The following is a 24,567-nucleotide window of genomic DNA, read 5'->3' as shown; positions in this document are numbered from 1 at the left end:
AGGTCTATCCATCTTGTCTTTGGGCCCGCACGTCCAGCAGGCGGAGCGCGGCAGCGCCGAGCTGCCAGGCGAGCGGTCGCGGCGGCTGGCCGATCCGCGCCTCGATCCGTTGCCCCATGAACAGCGGTGGCGCATCGGCATCGGGCCTGGCCCAGAATTCGACATGCGAGGCGACAGCCGCCTTGCCCTTAGGATCGTCGGGGCGGGTTTCGATGCTGCCGCCTGCTCCCCGGCCCAGGGCGGCACTGGGCAGATCGACGATGCGCTCGCCAACACGCTCTACCGTGGCGCGAAACTGGCCGGGCCTGCCCCATATGCGGGCCGTGACACGGTCGCCGGGGCTGATGCTGCCGATGCGATCCTCTGCCACGAGCAGGTGCAGGCGAGCCGGGCCTTCGCGCTGCAGCACAGCCAGCGGCTTGTCGCGGGCGATGCTCACCCAGCCGCCGGCGTAGCTGGAGGAATCGAGCGGATCGAAGCGGCCCGGTGCTTCTGAAACCGTTTCCAGCCGGGCGACTTCGTTGTCGAGTGCGGCGAGCTGGGTATCGAGGCGCTGCACCTGTTCGGCGGCAGATTGGGTGCCGCCGGCGCCGGTATCGGCGGCGCGCCGCCAGGTGATGACGGCCGCTTCGCGCCGGGCCGCTGCAATGGCCCGGTCCTCGGTTGCGTCCGGAGATTCGAGGAGCAGCAATGGGGTGTTTGCAGCGGCGCGGCCGGCAGGGGCGACGGCGAGCAGGCGGGCGTCGCGCGGCGCATAGATGAGCGTGGAGGCTGGCAGTTCGACAAGGCCGGATGCCGGAACGCCCGCAGGGAGCGGCAGGAACAGCGCCACGGCCGCAGCGACGGCGGCCGAGATCCAAAGCTTGCGCTTTACGGGCGACGGTTCAGGCGCCATCGCGATCAGCGTACGGGCAGTGGCGTGCACCGGACGGACGATCAGCAGCGAAAAGGCGATCAGCAGGATGACGATGGATAGCGCAGGCGCGAAGTCGTGCACCAGCCAGGCCATGCCGACGAAGACCAGCACGCGATAGCTGTAGCCGCCGAGCCAGTAGAGGAGCATCGGCCAATCGGGTGGAGTGGCGGCTGCCTGCGGACTGACGCGGAACAGCCGGGCTGCAAAGGCGTTGGCGGCCTGCGAGGCTTGTCCGAGCAGATTGGGGCGTTCGGCGAGATCGCCCAGCACATAATAGCCGTCCATGCGACCAAGTGGGTTCAGGTTGAACAACAGGGTGGTGACGCCGGCAACGGTCGCCACCTGGATGCAGATTGTGCGCAGCACTTCGGAGCTGGTGAAGCTCCAGAGCAGCAGGGCAAGCGCCGCAATCCAGATTTCGACATACATGCCGGCGCAGCCGATTGCCGCGCGGCGCCACTTGCTGGAGAGTTTCCAGGCGGCCGAGACGTCGGTGAAGGGGAAGGGCATCACCAGCATCACCATCAGCCCGGCGCGGATGGATTGCACGGCCCTGCCCTCTGCCGCGGACATGCGCCAGAGGGCGAGGCCGTGGCCAAGCTCGTGCGCACCCTTCAGCAGGAGGAAGAACAGCCAGAGCATCAGCGCTTCGCCGGCGGCGAGCTGGCTGAGCCAGGCGAAGGGCTGGGAATCGGCGCGGCCATCCAGGAAGCGCAGCAGGGCGACGAGGACGACAAGGCCAAAGGCGATGAGGCCGCCGCGGGTGAACATCCAGCCGAACAGGCGGTTCACAACGGGCATCAACGGTGCGATGTCGACGAGTTCGCGGCGGAAGAAGAGGATTCTTCCCTCGGCCGGGCCGGTAGGGCGCGGCGCGGCGGGCTGGCCGGGGAGTTCGACAAGACGAGCGGCGACGAGACGCTGCAGCACATGTTCGCGAAGCGCCGGCGGCGGCAGGCCGGGCGCCGGGTCGGCGATCAGGTCATCGAGACTGGTTTCGCCATCGATGCGCTGAAGCAGCCGGTAGCTTTCGGGGTTGAGCGATATGTGAGCGCCGGCGAGGGGTGCGCTGACGACATAGCGCACCCTGCCCCGGAACAGGCTGCGGTTGACGCTGAGTTGCGCGGCGCGGCGCGGCGCGGCGGCATCCATCGATAGGTCAGTTCGTGCCGGCGCCAAGCGAGTGGGCGTTGAACCGGTTCAGCGCTGCCATGCCGCCCTGATCGCGGGCGAACGCCTCTGCAACCGCGGCCGAGGCGGCTTCGCGCATGACCTTGTCGATGGTCAGCCCTTCGCTGGCAAAGGACAGGCCCTGCTGGCCGGGGGCGTAGAAAAGGCGGATGGGGTCGCCGTCGGAGCCGGGCAGTGCCCATGCCGGCTGCGTAGCTACGAGGGTGATCGGCCGCGAGATGAGCGAGGCGTGGGTGCCGATCGGTACGGCGAAGCTGCGTGCGTCCTCTGCCCAATCCGGATGATCGTGGAACATCGGATCGGCGGAAGCGAACAGCCGGGTGGAGGCGAAATAATCCTCGATCGAATAGTCGCTGTGGTTGCTGGAGGCGGTGACGCCTGAAGCGCGGACGATCCAGTTGCCGCCGGCATCTGCCGTGGCGGCTGCCATCTGGGCGCCGCCGCCCAGCGCGTCCTGGATCTGCACGACGACACGGGCGCCCGGCTGGGCCGCGCCGCTGTAAAGGGTGGTGGTGGGAACCTCGATGAACCGGCGGGCGATCCAGTTCTCGACCGACTGCCTTGCCCCTTCGTCGATGCTGTTCGGGGTGGGCGGCGGCGGGATCAGCAGGTCTATCACGACGCTGTCGGTCGCTTCGCCGGGGCGGCCGCCGTTGCCGGGCTGGCTGTCCCAGGTGACAACCGCCGTGTTGACGACGGGCTGGGTCGGATCGAGATCGAAGGCGAGGCGGGCGCTGTAGGTGATGACGACCTCCTGCCCCAGCGGCAACAGCGGGGTGGTGACGGTGGTGCCGTTGACGACCGTGCCTTCCGGGCCGCTGACGATGGTGATCGGCCCTTCCAGCGTAAGGCCGGGTTGCAGCAGGTCGGTGATGACGATGTCGGAGGCGGCCAGCAGGGCATAGTCGGCGTTGCTGACGCGGATGGTATAGGGGATGAGGTTGCCGGGCAGGATGTCGCCGGGGGGAACCGTCTTGTCGATGACGAGGGCGGATTCGACGATGGCGACGGGAACGCCCGAGACATCATAGCCAGGGCCGGTTGCGGTGCCGAAATCGACCTCTGAACCGGTGTCGAGGATGTCTCCCTGGACGTTGCGCGGATCGTCGGGCACGCGGCCGACAACGTCGATGGAGATGGTGTCGCGGGCATCGATGATATTGTCGCCGGCATTGGTGACGCGGCCGAAATCCCAGACGATGGTGTCGGCGATGCCGTCACCGTCGGTGTCGCTGAGCTGGGCATTCGGGTTGGCGCGTTCGGCGGTGATGCCGGCGCCGAGCACCGGGGCAGCGATGGATTCGATAGAGATCACGCCGTTGGCGCCGGATGGCAGCCGGTGGGTGACGATGAAGCTGTCTGTCGTGCCCTCGTTAAGGGTGGTGGTGAGGCGCCAGACGATTTGTTCGCCGATGCCGAGATCGGTGACACCGGGCTGCACGGCGCCGACGCCTGAGTTCGGATTGTCGGTTGAAACAATGTCGGTGCGGATCGTCGCTTCGCCGAAGCTTTCGATGGTGAAGCTGTCGCTGCTGCCGCCCGGGCGGCCGCCGGGGCCGGCGGCGCTGTCGAAATCGAGATAGACCTCGTTGGTGAGTTCCGTGTTCCACAGCGTGGCGTCGGTGATGCGGGCCTGATAGGTGATATTGAAGCTCTGATCGAGGAGCAGCTGCGGCAAGGTGACGACGAGGCCGTCCGCGCCGGTGGTTAGCGTGGCGCCGGCGATGTCGACAGAGGCGCTGCCTGCGATCAGCTCCAGCCCGGCGGGCAGGATATCGCGCACGGAGAGATCATAGGCGGGCCCGGTGGCGCGATCCGTGTGCTGGATGTGCAGCGTATAGGTGAAGATGTCTCCGGCGGTGCCGCTGAGGTCGCCCGGTGCGGGGCCGATGCCGTTCAGGCTGCCGCTGTCGCCTTCGGACTTGACGGAGAGCTTCATGGTGACCGGGCTGCCGAGCACGATGTCGACGCCCGACTGCGCCGTGAGCTGCGCGGCGGCGCCCAATGCCGTGACATAATCCAGCCGCACGGGCAGATCGAGCATGTCTCCGGGCTGGTTGCGCAGCAGGTTCTGCACCTGCACACCATAACGGATATCGAGCGTGTGCAGGCTGGGATCGACGCTGCCCGGGATGACGATATCGCCGAAGTTGAAGCGCAGCTGATCGGTGCGCAGATCGCCGTCGCTGTCGATCGCGGTGACGGTGTAGCTGGCGGGATCCAGCACCACGCCGCCCAGCGAAGCGATCACGGTTCCCGGCTTGAAGCCCAGCAGGCCTGCCGGCGACGCCAGCGCATCGGTGACGACGACATCGCCGGTAGTGCCCTTGGGCAGCGTGACCTGGAGGAAGACGACGCCGCTTTCGCCGATGGTGAAATCGGTGATGTCGGGGCGGAACTGTTCGGCGTTGGTGTTGGGATCGTCGGTGCTGGGGACAGGGATGAACTTGGTGATCTGCACCGGCACCGTCGGCGTCAGCGTGATCGCGGCCGTGTCGCTGGCGGGAACGGCGTCGCGCTCGTCCGGGTCGACTCCCGGCAGGCTGTCGCCGGCTACGGTGGCGGTGTTCACCAGCGTGGAGCCGACGAGCGGCGAGTCGCCGATCTGCTGAACATAATCCACCGTTACGGTTTCGCCCGGCATTAGCCGGAGCAGCGGCAGGTCTGCCAGCGACGTTACGGTGGTGGTCACGCCGCCCTGCGTAAGCGTGTAGCCGCTGACGAGATTGAGGCCGGGATCGGCGAGATCGGTGATGCCGAGATCATAGACCGGCCCGAGGCCGTTGTTGCCGATGGTGAGGCGGTACGAGATGAGGCTTCCGGCCTCGCCGGTGGACGGCGTGAAGCTCTTGTCGATGACGAGGCCGGGCTCGACGAGGTCGACGCCGGCGCTCGCGTTCTGCTGGTTGTCAGGGTTCGCCGGAACCGACCAGGTCAGCGTGGCGGGCAGATCGAGCTGGTCGCCCGAGCTGTTGCCGGGCCGGTTCAGGGCGATTGCCGTGTAGGTAATGACGATCGCATTGTCGGTCAGGTCGTTGTCGCCGGGGTTGATGAAGGTACCGAAATCGAAGCGGATGCGATCGGTGACGCCGTCGTTGTTGTCGTCGATTTCGAGGATGGTGACAGGCACATCAGCGCCGTCGTGCGTGGCGGTGATGCTGCCCGGAAGCAGGCCGAGCTGGGCGCCGCCACTGGCCAACAGGTCCTCTACGACGAGTTGATTCACCGTGCCTTCCGCAAGGCCTATGGTGAGGACCACTGTCGCGCGTTCACCGATGGCGAGGTCGGTGATGCCTGGGCGGACTGCCGCCTCGCCCGTATCGACCAGCGAGGTGCCGGCGACGGCGATCTCCTTGGTGAGCGTGTAATCTCCGACGACGGTGACCGGCGCAACGACCGGACCAACCATATAGTCGCGCGCTTCCGGATCTGCCGGCAGGCTGGAGGTTTCCGCACCGGCGCTGTTCGGCAGGACGTCGCCGGGGGAAACGCCGTCCCCGACGATGGCATGATAGGTGACGGTGACGCTTTCGCCGGGCATCAGGCGGGCGATGGCGACGGCATCGAGGCTGGCGAATATGCCGTTGAAAGCGCCGGTCACGGTGACGGGGGCGCCGGTGAAACTGACATTCGGCGGCAGGATGTCGGTGAGGTCGACATTGTAGGCCGGCGCGGTGCCGTTGTTGGTGAGAACAACCGTGTAGGTCAGCGGATCGCCGGCATCGACCTCGGTTACGTCCACCGTCTTCGCGATGCCGAGATCGGGCTCGACGATGTCGACGATGATCGAGGACGCGATGGTGCCGGAGCCGTAGTTGAAGGTGGCCGGGAGCAGGAGGATATCGCCGGCGCCGTTGCCCACAGGGATGGCGTCGGCCGGGATATCCTGGGCGCGGGCGACGACGGTGATGGTGAGGGTGGAGGCGGCGCCGCTGCTGTTGGTGACGGTGCCGAAATTCCAGCCGAGTGCGTCGGTGCGGCCGTCGCCGTTGGTGTCTGTTTCCTGCAGCACCGGGTTGGGGATGCTGGCGGTGACGCCCGTGCCGAAGGCGATGGCAGGGGTGGCGGCGAGCTGCAGCAGGCCGGTGCTGCCGACGCCGAGCAAGGTGTCGGCGATGGAGACGTTGGTGACGCCAGCGGCAAGGGTGACGGTCAGTGTGTAGGTGACGGTTTCGCCGATGGTGAGATCGGGGGCGCCGGGGGTGAACTGGATGTTGCCGGTGTCAGGATTGCTGGTGTCGGTGATTGCCTTCACGAAGCCGGGCACGGTGACGTCGACGCTGTCGATTGCGGTGTCGGGCCGGCCGCCGTTGCCGGGCTGGCTGTCGAAATCGGCGACTGCCGTGTTGGTGACAACTGTGCCGGGCGCGACCGGCTGCAGGATCGCCTGATACCGGATCACGGTTTCCTCGCCGAGCAGCAGCGTGGAGATATCGACGCTGTTGACGCCTGCCGTGCCGGGGCCAGACAATATGACCATCGAGCCGGGGACGAGGACCAGCTGACCGCCTGCAAACAGGTCGGTGAAGTTGAGATCCTGGGCCGCGGCCGTGGAATCGGCGGTGTGGCGCAGGGTAACGGTGTAGGTGACAATGTCGCCGGGCTGGGCGCTGGTGACGTTGGCGGTCTTGACCGCCTGCAGCTTCGGCTCGACGACTTCGAGCCGGGTTCCGGCGCCCAGCGTGCCGAGCGGCGTGGAGAGGCTGGCGCCCTGCACCTGCACGCGGCCCGGGCCGGCGAAATTCGCCGCCACGTCGGGGACGATTGCCTGGTAGCTGATGACGATGTCGTTGTTGCCCGGATCGTTGTCCGGGTCGATCGTCACCGTGCCCAAATCGAAGGTCAGGCTGTCGGCGATGCCGTCGCCGTTGGTGTCGGTGAGCGTCGGGGTGATGGCGGTGGTGCTGCCGTTGAGGGTAACCGTATAGCTGCCGGCGACGGGCGCGAGGGTACCGACACCGGCCGGCGAAAGCAGGCTATCGGTGAGGATCACCGGGCCGATCACGCCTTCGGGGAGGGTTGCGACGAGGTTGAACGTGACGGTTTCGCCGATGGTGACGTCGTCCACGGTCGGATCGAACTGCTCGGCATGGGTAGTTGGGTTGTCGGTGGCGACGATGGTTTTCACGAAGGCCTGATCGCCGGTTATGAAGATGGTGGCGTCGTCGCTGGCGGTGCGGTCAGCGCCGCCTGCGCCGGGCAGCGTGTCGTATCCGATGTCGCCCGTGTTGGTGATGCTGCTGGGCACCTGCACGGTGTCGATGATGCGGGCGGTGTAGATTATGGTGAGCGTATCGCCCAGCGCGATACTGTCACCGGAGACACGGACGGTGTTCGGCAGGCTGAGATCGAGCGTCGCCCCGGCGGCGGCGCTGCCGGAAAGGGCAGGCGTACCCACCAGTTGCACCCCGGCAGGTAGAACGTCGGCGAAAACATAATCATAGGCGACGCCGGTGGAGACCGCCGTGTCGTTGGCGACGACGACTGTATAGGTGACGAGATCGCCCGCATCGCCATTGAGCCCGCCGTTGACCAGAGCGGACTTGCCGACGGTCAGCACGGGATCGACGATCCGGACATCCCGGGTGTCGGCGACGACACCGAGGTTGGTGGTCACGTCGGCATCGTTCGTGAGGATTGTGCCGGCGATATTGCCGGGGACATCCATGACGATGGCCTGGATTTCCAGCACGACCGTGTTGTCGGGATTGGCGGACGGGTTCGTGATTTGCCCGAACTGGATGGAGACGGTCGGCCCTTCCGTCAGCGTTCCCGCCGGCGGCGCGGCGCCGAACATCGAGATCGCCTTGAAGCTGCCGACTACATATTGCAGGCCGGAAGGGAGCGTATCGTTGAAGTTCAGGTTGGTCGTGCCGTCGGGCAGGGTGGCGACCATGCGGAAGGTGACACGTTCGCCGATCTGCACATCGGGATTGGCGTCGTTGCCGATGCTGGTGGTGAGGATGGTCTTGTCGAAGCTGACCGGCCCGCTCACGGTGATGAATGCCTGGTCGCTGGGCGGAACGAGGGGTTCGCGGCCGACGTCGCCCTCTCCCGGAAGGCTGTCGTAATAGGCGGTCGCCGTGTTGACGATGGTGCTGCCAAGCCGGGCGGTATCGAGCACGGTCGCGCGGTAGGTGATGGTGAAATCGCCGCCGGCGACCAGGTGATCGACATGGATGTCGCTGAAACTGTTGTAGGTGCCCTCGGCGCTGCCGGCGTCGGCGCCGCGGACTTCGATGGAGCCCGGCACCAGCGCCAGCTCCGGGGCGAGCGGATCCGTGATGGTGAGGTCAAAGGCGGTGCCGGTTCCGAGGTTGCGAATTTCGACCAGATAGAAGGCGACTTCGCCCGCCTGACGGTTCAGTGAAAGTTCGATCTTGTTCACGCGAATATCGGGCTCGATGACCGTTACACTGGCCGTGCCGACCACCGGGGACAGCAGCAGCGGCCATACCTGGGCGCTGTTCAGCAGCACGGTGCCGTTCACGTTGCCAATGATGTCCTGCACGGTTGCGCGCAGGGTAAACACGATCGTGTCGTCGGAATTGGCGGCCGGGTTGGTTATGGTGCCGAAATCGAGGGTGGTCGTCTGCCCCACCGTGTCCAGCGTGTAACTCTGGTAGTTGGTGTCGCCGAGGAAGCTTTCGAGCACGACCGAGCCGGCCACCAGCTGCAGGCCGCTGGGCAGGGTATCGGAAAGCTGCAGGTTGGTGGTGCCGTTGGGGATGGTGGCAACCACGCGGAACTCGACGATTTCCCCGATCTGCACGTTGGTGTCTGCGTCGGCGTTGATCGAGGTCCAGATCACTTCCTTTGTGAGAGTGGACGGACCGGTGATGTTGATGACGAACTGCGACGAGCCGCTGTCTGCGCGGCCGCCTGCGCCAGGGAGGCTGTCGAAGCTGGCGTTGATGACGTTGGGGATGCCGGAACCGAGCAAGGCGGCATCCTGAACCACCGCCGAGTAGGTGACGGTGAAGGCGGCGCCATTGCCGGCAAGGGTGATGGGCGGAATATCGGCAAAGGAAGCGTAGCTGCCCACGGCCGCGCCGGCCGATGGCCCCTCGACGGTGATGAGCCCCGTGAGCAGCAGATTTGGATTGAGAACATCGCTGAGGATCAGATCGAAGGCCGTACCCAGGCCCGTATTGGTGACCGATACGGTGTAGGTCTCTGTTTCACCCGCCTGGATGTTGGGGCGGTTACCCTGTTTCAGGAGCGTGAGAGACGGCTCGACCACCTGCACCGTCGACGAGGCGTTGGTGGTGCCGATTCCGAAGTTGACGGAGGCGTTGTTCACGAGGGACGTCTGGTTGGCGATGGTCTTGCCGACATTTCCGGGCACATCCGCCACCAGGGCAATCGCCCGCACGGTGATGATGTCGGCCTCGGAAATGGCGAACATACCGTCCTCGGCTATGGTGAGCGTGCCGAAATTGAAGGTGAACGCGTTGCCCGCGACGGTGGCCGTGTCGCCCACGGCAACCTGCGAACCGGTGATATTGCCTCCGGATGTCGCGCCGGCTGCGGTCTGCCCGCCTATGGAGATGAGCTGCGCGGACTGCAGGACCAGGCCGGCGGGGGCAAAATCGCTGAGGGTGACCGGGGTGACGCTGGCCGGCAGGGTGATGCGCAGATCGAACGTCACGAACTCGCCGATCTGGACGAGCGGACTGGTATCGTTGCCGACCGAAGTGGTGAAGATGGTCTTGGTGAGGCCCGCACCTTCGAGCTGGACCTGCGCCGATACCGGACTTTCGGTGAGTATGCGGGCGGTGGCGAAATCCGGGCTGGTGGCGGCGAGCGTGGTGTAGGGATCGAGCGTCGCATGGTTTACCAGCACGGCGCCTGCCGAAAGGGTCGGCGAGGATTTCACGGTGAACAGAACCGTTATCAGGCCGCCATTGTCCAGGCTGTCGGCCGTGACGGTCACGACACCGGCGGCATCCGCAACGGCGTCGGCGTTTGTGGCACCGTTCGAAACGATGCTCTGGATGGTGATGTTCGTGAACCCGAGCGCTGCAAGATCGGAATCGGTCATCTTGAGGCCGAAGGCCGTCGTGCCGGCGGCGTTTGCCGGATTGCTGATGACGAGCGAGTAGGTGATGATCTGCCCCGCCTCGACGATCGTCGTGGGGTTCGCAGTCTTGGCGATCGACAGATCGGGTACCACCAGCCGGACCCCGACCTGCGCGCTTTCCAGATAATTGTCGGTGCTGCCATCCTGATTGGTGGTGACATATCTTGCGTCGGCGCGGTTCGATGGCGTGAGGCCGCGGACATTCTCGACCACGTCGGAAGCCCGGGCGTTTACCTCTATCACGATGGTGCGGTCGGCCTCCGTGCTGCCGGAGTTGACGCTGACATCGCCGAAGGTCGCGATATAGCTGTGCGTTCCGCTGTCGAAGGCAATGGAGCTGCCGGCGGGCGGAACGCCTGCGCCGCTGATCGCGCCGCCGACCGAGACAATGCTGGCGCTGACGTTGCCGAGCGTTCCGCCTGCGCCGAGCGGCAACAGATCCGACAGGACGAGGCCGCGCGTCTGACCCTCTGGCAGGACATAGGTGAGGCGGAAGGTGGCGACTTCGCCGATGGCGAGGTCGCTGCCGGGCGTGAAGCTTTCCGACGTACTCTGCAGCACCTTGGTGGCGGTGACGGGGCTGATGGTGACGGAGGCGTCGTCGGTGATGGGATTGAAGACTAGGTTGTTGCCGCCTTCCTGGCCGGCAAAATGGTCGACGCTGGCGGTGTTGGTCCAGACCTGGCGCGGCTGCACGGCGGCGGTTGCGACCAGATCATAGGTGATGATGACGATGTCGTTGGTGGTGGTGCCGCCCTGCCCCTTCGCGGGATCCGCGGCGAGTGCGCCGTCCACGCCGTCGACCAGCCGGATGCCGTTGCCGAAAAGGCCGCCGCCCAGATCGGTGTAGGCGACGCTGGTGCCGTCGCCGTAGGTGACCTTGAGGTTGAGGCCGGCGGCGTCGGCGGGAATCTCAAAGCCGTCTGGCAGCAGGTCCTTGATGGTGACGTCGAAGGCGCCGCGGATGCCGGCGCCATTGTTGTTGACGGTGATGGCGAAGGTCACCTTGTCGCCGGCGTCGACGCCGGTGAGGTCGGCGTCGATCAGGCCAGTAGCGAGCGCGGCGTCGGTGATGAGGCCGGTGAATACTGCCGGCGACGTGTTGCCAGCCGCGCCATCGAAGGAGACACCACTGGGCTGCCTGCTGCCGACAAAGGAACCGGCACTGTTGCCGGCGAAATCGACGACGCCCTTGTCGATGACAATGTCCGCCTCGCCCACCTCGAACTGGGCGATGACGCTGGTGATCGTCTGTTCGCCCTCGCTGTTGCTTTCGGTGCCCTGCAGCAGGTTGGTGAGGAGGAGGCCGTCGCCATAGGACATGTCGTTTACGCGTAGCGTGAGCAGCAGATCGATGACGGTGGTGATGGGCTGGTTGCCGGGCGCCTGATCCTGGAAGCTGTAGGTGCCGTAGTTGAAGCGGATGGCGTTGGCGTCGGTATCGAAGGTGACGGTGGGCGTCGGCGCGTTGGTGAGATCGCTGAAGCTGTCCAGCGGGCCGAAGGTGAATTCCCCCTCGGCCGGTATCGTACCTTCGGGAATGAAGGTGAGATTCTGCGCTGTGAGCACCGGAAGGGGCAGGAAATCGACCAGATTGAAATTGGTGACCGAACTTGTCGGCAGGACATATTGCAGGCGGAAGGTGATGGTATCGCCCTGGGTGACCTGCGGCATGCCATTCGGCCCGAGGAAAAGATCGGTGTCGCCGTTCACCGCGACCACCGATTTCAGCGACAGCGCGCCGGTCTGGATCCGGATGGATGCCGTATCGTCGTCGGTCTGCTGTCCTGTGGGCGGGCCAGCCGGATTGCCATTGGGATAGACGTTTGCCTGAACCGTCGCGCGATTGCCGACCCGGTCGCCCTGGTCGATGGGAACGGTGCCGCCCTGTCCGTCGGGCGCGGAGGAGAGCACCACCGTGCGGAAGGTAAGCAGTGCCATTGTGGGGCCGACACCGAGCAGGGCGTCGCCGGGATGGGTGCGCCCGCCTTCGATGACGCCGTCGCCGCCGGACAGGTTCTGCAGCTCAATCTCGCCGGAAACGTCGAAGTTGATGGTGGTAAGGCCGGTTACGCTGTCATAGACCATGTTGACGTTCGGCCCGACGAACTGGTCGCCCACCTGAACGTTTCCGGTGAAATCCGCTTGCGTGGTGACGCCTCTCTCCGTCAGCGTCAGGTGGGGAGTGAAGCTGCCTTCGAGCTGCTGGCCGCGGGAAAGAATGTCCTGGATGACGATGTCGCCGAAGGAGAAATAATCGGAGAGGTCAACGTGCAGCGTGTATTCCAGCACGTCGCCCGGAGAGAGGCCGGCGACGTTCCTGTCCTCAACGATCACAACGTCCTTGCGCATGGCGATCGAGCGGTTGACGATGCTGTTGTCCACCGGAAGCAGATCCTGGGTGAACTGCTGCTGCGGATCGCGCGGATCGAGAGGGATGTGGGTGCCCTCGGACTTCACATCGTTCAGCGTGACCGAGGAGGCTCCTGAATCCGGATCGAGGACGGGCTGGCCGCCGTCGCCGGAAACATCGTTCACATAAAAGCGCACCTGAATCTGCGCGTCGACACCGGCCGTGCCTGTGATGCTGCCGAAATTGACGATGAGCTGATCGAGACCCGGCGTGACGACGGAGCCGGCTGTGGGCTGGGTGGTTATCGTGCCGCCGCCGCTGGTGACCGTTGCATCGAGAAAAACGATGTTCGACGACAGGATGTCGGTGACGTTGAGATTCTGGATCTGTTGCTGCGGCGCGACGTTCACATCGATGGTGTAGGTGTGGACAAAATTGGGGCCGGTCGCCGTTTCGCCCCTTGGCGCGTCCGATGTCTTCGTCAGCCCGACAAGGATCGGCGTTATGGTCTGGCTATCGGGAACCGGCTGCAGGATTGGCGGATCGACGGTGGGATTGTTGTTGGGATCGCGGCCGAGGGCAAAGCCGCCTTGCGCGGAGAATTCCAGATCGGCGCTGCTGAAATCCGGGGCGAAATCCGCCAGCGGCGAGAGCTGGAATTCCGCGGCGATGGTGACGGCCGGCTGCCCCGGCGTGAAGCTGCCGAATGGCAGGCGCAACACGACAACCTGATCGCCCGGAGCGCCGGTGAGCACGCGAAACTGGCCACTGCTGTCCCTGGCGAAGGGGTGCGTGGCCTGGCCGTTCGCATCGAAGGTGAGGAGCGTCGATTGCACGGAAGCGCCCAGATAGGTGGCGCCGACGAAATCGACGCCGTCGGTCGGATCACTGTTGCCGCCGTCCTTGCCCAGGTGCGGGATGTAGAGATCGACATAGGGGCCATAGCCGACGTTGCTCCCCGGATCTCCATCGGGGATGTTGTCGAAGGTGATGTCGAGGACGAAATTGCTTCCGATCAGCACTTCGGGCAAGCCCGAGGCGGGGGCTATGGTCGCTACCGGCTCCGCATCGAGCATGATGCGATCTTCGAGCGGCATCACCGCGTCCATCAGCCAGCGGCGGGCGTCCATGGGTGCCGGCACGGGCGTCAGCCCCGGATTGAGGAACGAGGCGCCCGCCTTCAGCGCGTTGCGCATGTGGCGGGTGAAGGCGTTCACTGGACCGCCGCCGAGGTTTTGACGACCCGGTAGCGAGGCAGGCCCCTGTCCGCGCCGGAGTCGCTTTCCTCGCGAACGATGGTGAGGCCGTTTTCCTCCAGCAGCGTGCCCCTTGCACGGGCGCGGGCGGCGCTTGCGACCTGGAAAGTGGCCTGCGCGCTCGCAACCTCGAGTTCGGCGTTGGCCACGCGGTCCTGGCTGGCGAGCAGCTGGTCGAGATAGAGGATACCGTCGGAAGCGCCGCCGCCGCCGGAGAGGGAAAGGCCCGAGGCATAGCGGTTGCCAAGCAGTTCGTTGTCGGCGGTTGCCAGCCGCAGCGCTTCGCCGCGCCGCATCAGATCGTTCCAGGCGGCAACATATTCGTTGGCCGTTACTTCCATTTCGAGGATGACGGTTTCGATGGTGGTGCGCGCCTGCATCGCCTGCTGCCAGGTTTCCAGCCGGCGGCGATCGTAGCGGGCCTTGCGCTCGTCGCTGCCGAGCGGGACGGCAAGGCGGAGGCCGGCGACATAGCCGGGCATGCCATACCAGGCGTTGCTGAAGGCGGGACCGTAGGCGACGCCGTCACGCCCGCCGCTAAGGCTGCCCTCCAGCACCAGATCCAGCTGCGGCAGGCTTTCGTTGGCGGCCATGCCTTCGCGCAGCAGCGAGGCGCGGTAGCCGATCATCACCGAGCGCACTTCCGGGCGAGCCTTGACCGCGGTTGCCACATCGGCGGTGAGATCGATGGGGGTGGCCTTTGCGTCGGGGCGGTCGGCAGGGGCGATTTCGGCCGCGCCCACCGCGTTCATCTGCGGATCGTTCACCAGTGCCCGGAGCCGCGCCTCTGCATTGCGGACGGCGTTGCGGGCGCGCACCAGCCCGGCCTTGCGCTCTGCCTCGGTGGCGCGGGCGCGGTTCAGCTGCAGCTCCAGGCTGTCGACGCCCTTGCGGTCCTCGATGCGGCGGGAAATCTGGCTGACGGAGTCGACGGCGCGTTCCTGCTGAACCAGATTGGCGCGGGCAAGGAACAGCGTCCAGTAGGTGCGGGTGACTTCGAGCAGGTGCGATTCGACCTGCCGGCGGAATTCCAGTTTGGCGGCCTCCGTCTCCAGCTCCGCAAGCTCCTCGAAGCTGTTGTTATATTCCAGCCCGCTGTCGCGCAGCAGCGGCTGCACGACGCTGAACGTCGTGCGCGACCGCGACTGGTGATCGGGCACATAGGTGATGATGTTGCTCTCAAGGTCTGAGAAGCGCTGCGACATCGACACCTGAGCGCCGGACTGGATGCGGCTGCGGAGGCCGAATTCGGCGCTGTTCTCGTTTTCCTTCAGGCGCGGATCGCCGCCGGTCTGGTAGAGCGCGGTGGTTGCGTCCTCGCGCCGGGTCGACTTGCCCTCGGCGTAGAATTCGGGCGTGAACCGTCCCCTTGCCTCGGCGATGGACGTATCGCGTATGGCGGGGAGTTCGGCGAAGGTTGCGATCTGCAGCGACGTGGCGGTGGCGCGCTGCAGCAGGTCTGCGAGCTGTATTCCGGCGACAGGCGCGTCTCGCGTGGGCACCGTGCCCATCTTGCCTTCCCACCAGAACAGCTTGCCGGCCACTTCCGGCGAAAGCGAGGAACCACCCGGCTCCAGCGGCGTCGCGACAAGCCCGCGCGCTGCAACTGCGGAGTCCACGAACGCCTCGAAGCGTTGGGTGATGGCGTCGGCGTCGCCGATCTGGTTGCGGGATCGCTTGGCGAGCCCGCTGGGTGCTTCGCCGCGAGCCCGTGGGCCCGGGTCTATCGGGCCGACGACGGGCGCGGACGGTGCGGTTTGCGCCAAGGCAGCCGAAAGTGGCAGGGCGGCCGAAAGTGGCAGGGCAGCCGAAAGTGGCAGGGCAGCCGAAAGTGGCAGGGCTGCAAGCATGGTTGCTGTGCCAATTCGACTGAAGACGCGGCTATTTGCGCTGGCGGCCCCAGACAGTCTGCCGAGCCCCCCTGAATTCAGGTTGCGATCCGACACGCGTGCTCCCCATATTTCATTCGCCCTACGGAAACGCCGCCAGATTGGAAATCCCCCTCCACCAGACGATCCGATAGGATGCTTGCCCATCGATCTCCCGCTTGAACCGGTCGTCGCGAATCTGCCTTCAGAGGCAAAATTGTGCGGCAACTCATGCTCTTGCGAGTGCGGGCAATCCTAAGCCAAATCGCTTGTCGCGCAAGGAAAACCTTTCCGAACGTTCAGCGTTTCAGGCGGAATCAGCCTGTCAAATGCCGCGCCTCAGGCCAGCAGCCGATCGACCAGCGCCTTCACCTTCGCGCTCTTCCACTGCGGCGCGGGTGCACACAGCCAATAGGCCTCTTCCGTCGGGCTTCGCTCCCCGGTTTCGACGATAGTCCCCGCGGCCAGTGCAGATGCCGCCAGCGTCAGCGGTACGCGCGCTTCGCCCAGACCGGCGATTGCCCAATCCAGCGCCTGCCCGGCATCCGGCAGCGCCAGTGCCGGGCCTTCCATGCTGCGCCAGCCGAGCGCGCGGGAGGCGCCGCCGGGGGCTGCAACGGTCACCAGCACCTCTTCGGCGAGCTGGCGGCCGAACACGCCCTCTGCATCCGGGGCCGGGCCGAAGCTGAGCGCCAGATCGAGATTGGCCTGTGCGAAATCGACCGGTGCATCCAGGGCCAGGATCTGGACCGAGGCTTCCGGATTTTCGTCGAGCCAGCCTTTCAGGCGCGGCAGCAGCCAGTGGCGTATCGCGCCGCGGGCGCAGCCGAGTGACAGGCGCAGCGCCCCCTGCCCTTCCTGAAGCGCGGATACCGATTCCTCGAAGGCCGAAAAGCCGGCGCGCAGGTGCGGAAGCGCTCGGCTTGCCTCCGGGGTGAGTTCAAGGCCCTTGGCGGTGCGGCGGAAGAGGATGACACCCAGTGTTTCTTCCAGCGCGCGAATCTGCTGACCTACGGCCGCCGGCGTCACAGCCAGTTCGTCGGCGGCGCGGGTGAAGGACAGGCTGCGGGCGGCGGCGTCGAAGACGCGCAGCGCGTTCAGCGGGATCAGCGAACGTTTCATGTCAGTGCGCGGCCCTTCGGGAATCGGGCGAGATGAGATCGAAGCCGGGAATTTCCACTTCAAAGCGGCGGCCGGCGGAATCGAGCACGCCGAAGCGGCCCTGCATATGGCCGGAGGGCGTCGGGAAATGGCAGCCGGAAACATAGTCGAAGCTGCCGCCCGGCGCGATCCGGGGCTGCTCGCTGACGACGCCTTCGCCCATCACGTCGCGGCGGTCGCCGCGTCCGTCAGTGATGACCCAGTGGCGGTCGATGATCTGGATGCCCATGCCGTCGCCGTTCTCGATGCGGATATGATAATGCCAGACCCAGTGACCGTTTTCCGGATCTGACTGGTCTGCCGCATAGCTCGGCTGCACGCGCACCGTCACGCCTTCGGTCGTCGCCGAAACCGCAAAGAGCGCGGGCAGGCTCAAACGCCGGCCGCCTTCAGTGCCTGGGCCAGATCGTCGATCAGGTCTTCAGCGTCCTCCAGGCCGACAGAGAAGCGCAGCATCCCTTCATCGATCCCCATTTCCAGCCGCGCCGCTTCCGTCATGCTGGCGTGGGTGGTGGAGGCCGGATGCGTCATCAGGCTGCGGCTGTCGCCCAGGTTGTTGGAGATGTCGATGAGCGCCAGCGCATCCAGCAGGGCATGCGCCTGCTTGCGGCCGCCATCCACGTGCATGGCGATGATGGTGCCGCCGGCCTGCATCTGCGACATGGCCAGCTGGTGCTGCGGGTGTGACGCGAGGCCGGGATAGAGGACGCGCGGAACGCGGGTTTCCAGGAACTGCGCTACCTTCAGCGCGTTCTCGCAGGCGCGCCGGACGCGCAGGTCGATCGTCTCCAGGCTCTTCAGCACCACCCAGGCGTTGAAGGGGGAGAGGATCGGCCCGGTGTGGCGAGTGAAGGCGAGATAGGTTTTCTCCATCCACTCTTCGGGCCCCATCACGGCGCCTGCCAGCACGCGGCCCTGGCCGTCCATCAGCTTGGTGGCGCTGTGGGCGACGATGTCGGCGCCCATTTCCAGCGGGCGTTGCAGGATGGGGGAGGCAAAGGCGTTGTCGACGATGACGAGGGCGCCGGCATCATGGGCAATGTCGGCAACGGCGCGCAGGTCGACAATGTCGAGCGTCGGGTTGGCTGGTGTTTCCAGGAACACAGCCCTGGTGTTGGGGCGGAGCGCCCTTTTCCAGGCGTCGGTATCGCGGCCGTCGACGACGGTGGTTTCGACGCCGAAGCGCGGAAGGATCGTGTCCACCAGCACCCGGCAGCTGCCGAAGGCAGCGCGGCCGGCGATCAGATGGTCGCCGGCGGAAAGCGTGCTCATCAGCGTGGCCGACATTGCCGCCATGCCGCTGGAGGAAACACGACAGGCCTCGGCGCCTTCCATCAGGGCGAGGCGCTCCTCGAGCATTTCCACCGTAGGGTTCTGCAGGCGGGAATAGGTCATGCCCTTTTCCTCGCCGCGGAAACGGGCGGCTGCCTGCTCTGCGTTGTCGTAGCAATAGCCCGACGTCAGGAAGATGGCTTCCGACGTTTCGCCAAAGTCGCTTCGTGCCGTTCCGCCGCGCACGGCGACCGTTGCCGGCCGCCAGGTGGAGGTGATGCTTCGATCCTGTCCTGTCTTGCGCTTCATTCGGCCCCTTTAGGACGGGCGATGGCCGCTGGCAAAGTGTGGACCTGCCCTCTTCGTACAGTGGACGCGCGAATCGGATTGGGATAAGGCGCTCAGCTCAAACCTTTGGAGGGTTTTCATGCGTATCTGGCTTCCCATTCTCGGCGCCGCCACCATGCTGGCGGCCACGGGCATGATCGTTTCCGCCGTCCGTGCGCAAACCGCGAAGGCAGCGCCTGCGGCAGCCACGAAGGACGCGCACAGCTTTTATGATTTCAAGATGACGCGGATCGACGGCAAGCCGATGCCGATGAGCGCCTATAAGGGCAAGGTCGTGCTGCTGGTGAACACCGCCAGCTTCTGCGGGCTGACGCCGCAATATGAGGCCCTGCAAAAGCTGCAGACCACGCTGGGGCCGAAGGGCTTTACCGTGATCGGCGTGCCGTCTGGCGATTTCATGGGCCAGGAATATGACGACAACGGCAAGATCAAGGAATTCTGCGACACGAAATTCGGCATCACGTTCCCGCTGACCGAGAAAGCCTCGGTGAAGGGGCCGAATGCGGCGCCGGTGTACAAGTGGGCAAAGGCCGAGCTTGCGACCGACAACGAGTCCAAGTGGAACTTCCACAAGTTCCTGATCGGCAAGGACGGGCAACTGATTGCAGGCTTCGGCAGCAAGCTGACGCCGGATAGCCCGGAAGTTACCTCTGCGATCGAGAAGGCGCTGAAGGCGTGATCCGGGCGATAGCGCTTACCGCCCTGCTGCTGCTGGCGGCCTGCGGGGAGAAGAAGGCCGAGCCGGCGAAGCAACCGGATGCGGCGCCCTTGCCACTGACCAAGGCCAAGGCCATGCGTTCGGTGGCCTATGTCTGCGAGAAGGACATGCCGGTTACCGCCATCTATGGGACGGATGCCGAGGGCAAGGCCGACGTGGCGCTGATCGTGAAGGACATGGACCTGCGGCTGACCGAGGCGACGTCGGACAAGCCCAAGTCGGACAGCGGCCAGCGCTTTACCAGCACGCAGGGGCTGGAGGCCGGGAACGGCGTGATCTGGGTGACGGACGGCGAGACAGCCCTGCTGCAGCGCGCGCCGCTGGACAAGCTGGACGACCCGACGGCCGCCTCCACGGTTCGCAGCTGCAAGCTGAAGAGCGAGCCTTCGCCGGCTCCGAAGACCGGCGGCTGAGCCCACCGATTTTTTGCATAGGGATGACGTTCGGATGATTTCATCGGGACGTAACATGTTCTAGGGCTTGGCAGACTGAGCAGGCAGGAAAGCCTAGAACAATGCCGAGCATCCTGTTGGTAGATGACGATCCCGGAATTCGGGACCTGGTGTCTGATTTCCTGGGCCGACACGGCTATGACGTGACCACCGCGGAAGACGGAAGCACGATGGACCGCGCCATCGGCAAGTCCCAGAAGCCGTTCGACCTGGTGGTGCTGGACCTGATGATGCCGGGCGAACATGGGCTGGAGATTGCCCGGCGCCTTGCGAAGCCCGGCGGCCCGGCGATCATCATGCTGTCGGCCATGGGCGAGGACAGCGACCGCATCGTCGGGCTGGAAGTAGGCGCCGACGATTATCTGCCCAAACCCTGCAACCCGCGCGAGCTGCTGGCGCGCATCCGCGCCGTGTTGCGTCGCCGGCAGGAGCCTGCCGGCGATGGAGCGGGCGTCGTCGCCGAGTTTGCCGGCTGGCGGCTGGACCTGGTGCGGCGCGAGCTTACCTCGCCCGACGGGGTGCTGATCACCCTTTCCGACGGCGAATTCTCTCTGTTGCGCGTGTTCGTAGAGCGGCCGCAGCAGCCGCTGGCACGCGAGGAGCTGCTGGATCTGGCGCGCGGGCGTGAGGCAGACAGCTACGACCGGTCGATCGACGTGCAGATCAGCCGGCTGCGGCGCAAGCTGGACGGCGCCATGCAATCCCCCAGTCTCTCTGGCGCGCATGCGCACGACGAGCTGATACGTACCGTGCGCAACGAGGGATATATGTTCACGCCTGCCGTCGTCAGGCGCTGATGTCCAAGGCGCGGCCAGCGCCGCACGAAATTCCAAGCTCGCTGTTCACGCAGATCTTCGCCCTTGTGCTGGCGACGGTGGCCGTGGCGCAGGTGGTGAATCTGCTGCTGTTCGTGCTGGTACCGCCCGATCCGCCGCGCACGGTTCCGCTGAGCGCGCTGGCGCGGGCGATCGAGGAGCGCAACGAAAAGGCGCTGGTGTTCCGGACGGTTCCGGTTGCGCCTTCGGGCGCGGCGGCCGACGGGCCGGCGGCGAAGCGGCTTTCCGCGGAACTGGCGATACGACTGAATCGGTCGCCGGAGGATGTCGCCATTGCCCTGACGGACATCCAGGGGCGCAAGTTCGTGGAGGTCTATTCCGAGGACGGCGAAGCGCAGCCGGCCCTGCTGGGGCATTTCGAGGTTGGCTTGCGGCAGACGGACGGCTGGACACTGGTGGAGCCGGTTGACCGGGGCCTGTTCGACACGCGGGAGCAGCGGTTCATGCTGCTGTTCCTGGCGAGTGCCTTTGCCATGCTGCCGGTGGCCTGGATCTTTGCACGGCGGCTGGCGCGGCCATTCGAGCAGTTCGCCGACGCGGCCGAGGCGCTGGGGCGCGATCCGCGCGCGCATCCGCCGCTGGTGGAGGGTTCCGCCGAGGTGGAGCGGGCATCCGACGCCTTCCGGCAGATGCAGCAGCGGCTGCAGGCTTATGTGACCGACCGGACGCAGATGCTGGGCGCGATCGCGCATGACCTGCGAACGCCGCTGACGCGACTTGCCTTCCGGCTGGAGGCGCTGGACAGCCGCGAGCGCGACAAGCTGAGGGGGGACGTGGCCGAGATGGAAGCCATGGTGCAGGCGACGCTGGGGTTGGCCCGGACCGACAGCCAGCCGACCGAGCGGCAGCGGCTGGAGCTGGGCTCGCTGGTGGAGAAGGTGGCCGACGATCTTGCCGAAACGGGGCGCAAGGTGAGTGCAGAGGTGCTGGATACGCTGGTGGTGGAAGGCGATGCGTTGGGCCTGCGCCGGCTGGTGTCGAACCTGCTGGAAAATGGCGAAAGCTATGGCGGCAGCGCCCATGCGCGGGTGTGGCGCGATGGCGAGTTGGCGGTGATCGACGTGGAGGATGAAGGCCCCGGCATCCCGCCCGCGGAACAGGAGCGGGTGTTCGAGCCCTTCTATCGCATCGAGCGGTCGCGCAGCCGGGAAACCGGCGGCATCGGGCTGGGTCTGGCGGTGGTCCGCTCCATTGCGCGGGCACATGGCGGCGATGTGGTGATGGAGAACCGCCGATCGGGAGGCCTGAGGGCGCGGGTGACCCTGCCGCTGGCGGCACGCTGACCAACCCCGTTCAGTTTTTCCGTAGTTCAGCTTCCACAGCGGCCCAGAGGCCGGCAAAGGCACGCGCGGCCGGGCTGCGCGGCTGAACCACCGCTACCGGCGCCTGGTGAACCGCCATCGATTCTACGGCGGAAGCATAGGGTATGATCGGCCAGTCGGGGTGCAGCGCGATGCTGTCGCGGTGCAGCTTGCGCCGACCGTCGGCCATGCTCCAGAGCGGCAGGATGGGCGGCTTGCCCTCGTGCGATCTCTGCAGCTCGACGCGCAGCTGGTCCGCGGCGCGCGAGCTGAGCGGAGAAGGGATGGAAGGCATAACGATCAGGTCGACGGCGCGGAACAGCCGGTCTGCCAGCTCGGAAAGGCCGGGCGGGCAGTCGATAATGATGCGGTCATAGTCTGCCGCCAGCGCCTTCAGATGCTTGCGGAGGAGCTTCAGCTTGTCGCTCTGGGCAAGATCGCCCTCCAGCCGGCGCAGGCTCTTGTCCGCAGGCAGCACGTGCAGGTTTGGAAACTCGGTCTGCAGCACCAGTTCGCTTATGGGAACTTCGCCGGAAACGGCGGCGCGGGCCTTTACCCCGGTTTTGGGCAACAGCTTCAGCAGATAGGTAGCCGCGCCCTGGGAATCGAGATCCCAGAGCAGGGTGCGACGACCGCCGGTTGTGGCCGCGGCATGGGCCAGGTTTACGGCAGTCGCGGATTTCCCCACGCCACCCTTGATCGAGAAGACTGCAATGGATTTCACGGGAGCTGTTGTAGCCCGCCGCAGATTAGGTGCAAGTGACGCTTTGACGGCAAGGAACGCATAGCCGGCAAAACGGCGTCAGGACGCAGTTCAGGCGGCCAGCGCGGCTGCCAGCCGGTCGCGAAGGCGCACAAGATCGTCGAGCAGAGCCATGCTCGGGGCGGGCGTGAGCACCCCGCCCTCTTCGACGTCGGGGACTGCTGGGGGCTTGCCGTTGCGTGGCACGGCCGCGTCTCCCTGGGCGATGGCGACAAGGTTGGCGGCGCCATTCTCGGTGATCAGCTTGCGGACGCCTTTCACCGTGTAGCCGTCCTTGTGGAGCAGCTTGTGCAGGGCAGCGGCAAAGGCGACGTCGGCCGGGCGGTAATAGCGGCGGTTGCCGCCGCGCTGCAGCGGCTTCAGTTCCGGAAAGCGGGTTTCCCAGAATCGCAGAACGTGCTGCGGAACATCCAGCTGCTCCGAAACCTCGCGAATGGTGCGGAAGGCCGCCGGGTCCTTACCCGGAGCCTCGCTCCTTGCTGCGGGGGGCATCAGCTGTTGATCTTTTGTCGGAGCAGCTGACTGGGTCTGAAGGTGAGGACGGTGCGCGGTTGAATCGGCACCTCCACCCCGGTCTTCGGGTTGCGTCCGACACGCAGGCCCTTTTTCCGGAGCATGAAACTTCCGAACGACGACAGCTTTACGTTGCCGCCAGACAGAAGTGCCTCTGTGATATTGTCGAGAACCTGCTCCACCAGCTCTGCGGATTCTGCCCGCGAAAGCCCGATGGAACGATGAAGATCGTCAGCGAGGTCAGCCCTCGTGAGGGTGGGGACCTGATGGTTCGCCCCTGATACCGTCTTGCCCCCCGGCATTTGCGAATCGACCATAGCCCCCTCCTTCCGAAGGAACTCTAATCAAAAGCGTGGCTTGGCGAAAGCCCTTCGCATCAGGATAATAGTTAATGATAAGGGGGTTAACTATTCGGCGCCGGCTTGTGGCTTCGAAACTGGGACGAATCGCATCTGCATTCCGGCGCGGGCGGTTAAAGGCCGGCGATTTCGGCACGATTCTCGCACTATTCGGGCCGAAGTCTGCTGTTTTCGCGGCGGATCCACGATGGACCGGATAGCGGCAAACGGCCCTTCAGAAGCGCAGCAGGACTGCACCCCAGGTGAAGCCGCCGCCCATAGCCTCCAGAAGACAGATGTCACCCACCTGGATGCGGCCATCCGTCACAGCCGCGTCCAGCGCCAGCGGAACCGAGGCGGCAGAGGTGTTGGCATGGCTGCCCACCGTCATCACCACCCGCTCGATCGGCAGGTTCAGCTTGCGCGCCGTTGCCTCCAGGATGCGGGCGTTGGCCTGGTGCGGCACCAGCCAATCGACATCGGCCGGCGCAAGGCCGGCATCCTCCAGGACTTCGCCCACGACGCTGGAAAGATTGGCGACGGCGTGGCGGAAGACTTCGCGGCCCTTCATCCGAAGCTTGCCGACCGTGCCGGTGCTGCCGGGGCCGCCGTCGACATAGAGAAGGTCAGCGTGGCGGCCGTCTGCATGCAGCCGCGCCGCCAGGATGCCGCGGTCGCCCGCATCCCGGGCTTCCAGCACCACGGCGCCGGCGCCGTCGCCAAAGAGGACGGCGGTGGTGCGGTCTTCCCAATCGAGGATTCGGCTGAAGAGTTCGGCGCCGATCACCAGCGCCCGGCTGTGCCCGCCCGATTTCAACAGGGCATCGGCGACCGTCAGCGCATAGACGAAGCCCGAGCAGACGGCGGCGATGTCGAAGGCGGCGCCGCGGCGGACGCCCAGCTTTGCCTGCACGCGGGTGGCGGTGGCCGGGAAGGTATCGTCTGGCGTGGCAGTAGCGACAACGATCAGGTCTATGTCAGCCGCCGTCACACCGGCTGCTGCCATCGCCTTTTCGGCTGCCTCAACGGCGAGATCGGAGGTTTTCACCTCTGGGGCGGCGATGCGGCGCTGGTGGATGCCGGTGCGCTCGACGATCCATTCGTCGCTGGTATCCAGCCGGCCGGCCAGATCCTGATTGGTGACGACGCCTGGCGGCAGGGCACTTCCTGTGCCGGTGATGACGGATCTGCGGGGCAT

14 protein-coding genes are annotated in these 24,567 nt (G+C 65.8%); 4 read left to right on the top strand and 10 right to left on the bottom strand.

What is annotated here, in order from left to right:
* Window positions 1-4: 4 nt before the first annotated feature.
* The 6 genes from IM784_RS12075 to metZ form a co-directional block, all read right to left on the bottom strand.
* Entirely contained in the window at window positions 5-2,068 is a 2,064-nt protein-coding gene (locus IM784_RS12075) for a hypothetical protein (protein ID WP_199555586.1), read from the bottom strand.
* Window positions 2,069-2,075: 7 nt separating this feature from the next.
* Window positions 2,076-13,760 (bottom strand): isopeptide-forming domain-containing fimbrial protein, encoded by an 11,685-nt coding sequence (locus IM784_RS12070; protein WP_199555585.1) that lies wholly within the window; start codon window positions 13,758-13,760, stop codon window positions 2,076-2,078.
* The gene (locus tag IM784_RS12065) at window positions 13,757-15,649 is read right to left on the bottom strand and encodes a TolC family protein (RefSeq protein ID WP_199555584.1); all 1,893 of its coding nucleotides are present in this window, start codon (window positions 15,647-15,649) and stop codon (window positions 13,757-13,759) included. Before IM784_RS12065 ends, IM784_RS12070 begins: the two co-directional genes overlap by 4 nt.
* Window positions 15,650-16,006: 357 nt before the next feature.
* Complete coding sequence (locus IM784_RS12060) at window positions 16,007-16,789, bottom strand: LysR family transcriptional regulator (protein ID WP_199555583.1); 783 nt, start codon at window positions 16,787-16,789, stop codon at window positions 16,007-16,009.
* 1 nt (window position 16,790) lies between these two features.
* Entirely contained in the window at window positions 16,791-17,204 is a 414-nt protein-coding gene (gene apaG / locus IM784_RS12055; RefSeq protein ID WP_408015294.1) for a Co2+/Mg2+ efflux protein ApaG, read from the bottom strand.
* Entirely contained in the window at window positions 17,201-18,409 is a 1,209-nt protein-coding gene (gene metZ, locus IM784_RS12050) for an O-succinylhomoserine sulfhydrylase (RefSeq protein ID WP_199555582.1), read from the bottom strand. The genes apaG and metZ overlap by 4 nt, the downstream gene beginning before the upstream one ends.
* A gap of 118 nt (window positions 18,410-18,527) precedes the next feature.
* Between metZ and IM784_RS12045 the strand changes: the two genes are divergently transcribed.
* The 4 genes from IM784_RS12045 (at window position 18,528) to IM784_RS12030 (ending at window position 21,737) form a co-directional block, all read left to right on the top strand.
* The gene (locus IM784_RS12045; RefSeq protein ID WP_235977140.1) at window positions 18,528-19,127 is read left to right on the top strand and encodes a glutathione peroxidase; all 600 of its coding nucleotides are present in this window, start codon (window positions 18,528-18,530) and stop codon (window positions 19,125-19,127) included.
* Window positions 19,124-19,579 carry an MliC family protein gene (locus IM784_RS12040; protein WP_199555581.1) on the top strand — a complete coding sequence of 152 codons (456 nt, stop codon included), beginning with the start codon at window positions 19,124-19,126 and terminating at the stop codon, window positions 19,577-19,579. Before IM784_RS12045 ends, IM784_RS12040 begins: the two co-directional genes overlap by 4 nt.
* 101 nt (window positions 19,580-19,680) lie before the next feature.
* Entirely contained in the window at window positions 19,681-20,415 is a 735-nt protein-coding gene (locus tag IM784_RS12035) for a response regulator (RefSeq protein WP_199555580.1), read from the top strand.
* On the top strand, window positions 20,415-21,737 hold the full coding sequence (locus IM784_RS12030) for an ATP-binding protein (RefSeq protein ID WP_199555579.1): 1,323 nt from the start codon (window positions 20,415-20,417) through the stop codon (window positions 21,735-21,737). The genes IM784_RS12035 and IM784_RS12030 overlap by 1 nt, the downstream gene beginning before the upstream one ends.
* Window positions 21,738-21,747: 10 nt before the next feature.
* Here the strand turns inward: IM784_RS12030 and IM784_RS12025 are convergent, their stop codons facing one another.
* The 4 genes from IM784_RS12025 to IM784_RS12010 all read right to left on the bottom strand — a co-directional run bounded on the left by IM784_RS12025 (window position 21,748) and on the right by IM784_RS12010 (window position 24,567).
* Window positions 21,748-22,479, bottom strand: coding sequence for a ParA family protein (locus IM784_RS12025; RefSeq protein WP_199555577.1), 732 nt, complete (start codon window positions 22,477-22,479; stop codon window positions 21,748-21,750).
* A gap of 90 nt (window positions 22,480-22,569) precedes the next feature.
* Window positions 22,570-23,010, bottom strand: a complete 441-nt coding sequence (locus IM784_RS12020) for a MerR family transcriptional regulator (RefSeq protein ID WP_199555576.1) — start codon at window positions 23,008-23,010, stop codon at window positions 22,570-22,572.
* Window positions 23,010-23,348: an integration host factor subunit alpha gene (locus IM784_RS12015; RefSeq protein WP_235977138.1), complete on the bottom strand. Its 339-nt coding sequence runs from the start codon at window positions 23,346-23,348 to the stop codon at window positions 23,010-23,012. Before IM784_RS12015 ends, IM784_RS12020 begins: the two co-directional genes overlap by 1 nt.
* 256 nt (window positions 23,349-23,604) lie before the next feature.
* Window positions 23,605-24,567, bottom strand: a complete 963-nt coding sequence (locus IM784_RS12010; RefSeq protein ID WP_199555575.1) for a beta-ketoacyl-ACP synthase III — start codon at window positions 24,565-24,567, stop codon at window positions 23,605-23,607.

This window comes from Sandaracinobacteroides hominis (assembly GCF_016464365.1).
In the GTDB taxonomy this organism is placed as follows: Bacteria; Pseudomonadota; Alphaproteobacteria; order Sphingomonadales; family Sphingomonadaceae; genus Sandaracinobacteroides; species Sandaracinobacteroides hominis.
Note: the sequence above shows the minus strand (reverse complement) of the source record. Positions and strands in the feature narration are given on the sequence as shown.

What these genes read in the sequence shown, in the direction of transcription:
- IM784_RS12065 (WP_199555584.1), bottom strand. Translation starts at nt 15,649, where the DNA reads ATGCTTGCAGCCCTGCCACTTTCGGCTGCCCTGCCACTTTCGGCTGCC.
- metZ (WP_199555582.1), bottom strand. Translation starts at nt 18,409, where the DNA reads ATGAAGCGCAAGACAGGACAGGATCGAAGCATCACCTCCACCTGGCGG.
- IM784_RS12020 (WP_199555576.1), bottom strand. Translation starts at nt 23,010, where the DNA reads ATGCCCCCCGCAGCAAGGAGCGAGGCTCCGGGTAAGGACCCGGCGGCC.
- IM784_RS12030 (WP_199555579.1), top strand. Translation starts at nt 20,415, where the DNA reads ATGTCCAAGGCGCGGCCAGCGCCGCACGAAATTCCAAGCTCGCTGTTC.
- IM784_RS12045 (WP_235977140.1), top strand. Translation starts at nt 18,528, where the DNA reads ATGCGTATCTGGCTTCCCATTCTCGGCGCCGCCACCATGCTGGCGGCC.
- IM784_RS12015 (WP_235977138.1), bottom strand. Translation starts at nt 23,348, where the DNA reads ATGGTCGATTCGCAAATGCCGGGGGGCAAGACGGTATCAGGGGCGAAC.
- IM784_RS12035 (WP_199555580.1), top strand. Translation starts at nt 19,681, where the DNA reads ATGCCGAGCATCCTGTTGGTAGATGACGATCCCGGAATTCGGGACCTG.
- IM784_RS12060 (WP_199555583.1), bottom strand. Translation starts at nt 16,789, where the DNA reads ATGAAACGTTCGCTGATCCCGCTGAACGCGCTGCGCGTCTTCGACGCC.
- IM784_RS12010 (WP_199555575.1), bottom strand. Translation starts at nt 24,567, where the DNA reads ATGCCCCGCAGATCCGTCATCACCGGCACAGGAAGTGCCCTGCCGCCA.
- IM784_RS12075 (WP_199555586.1), bottom strand. Translation starts at nt 2,068, where the DNA reads ATGGATGCCGCCGCGCCGCGCCGCGCCGCGCAACTCAGCGTCAACCGC.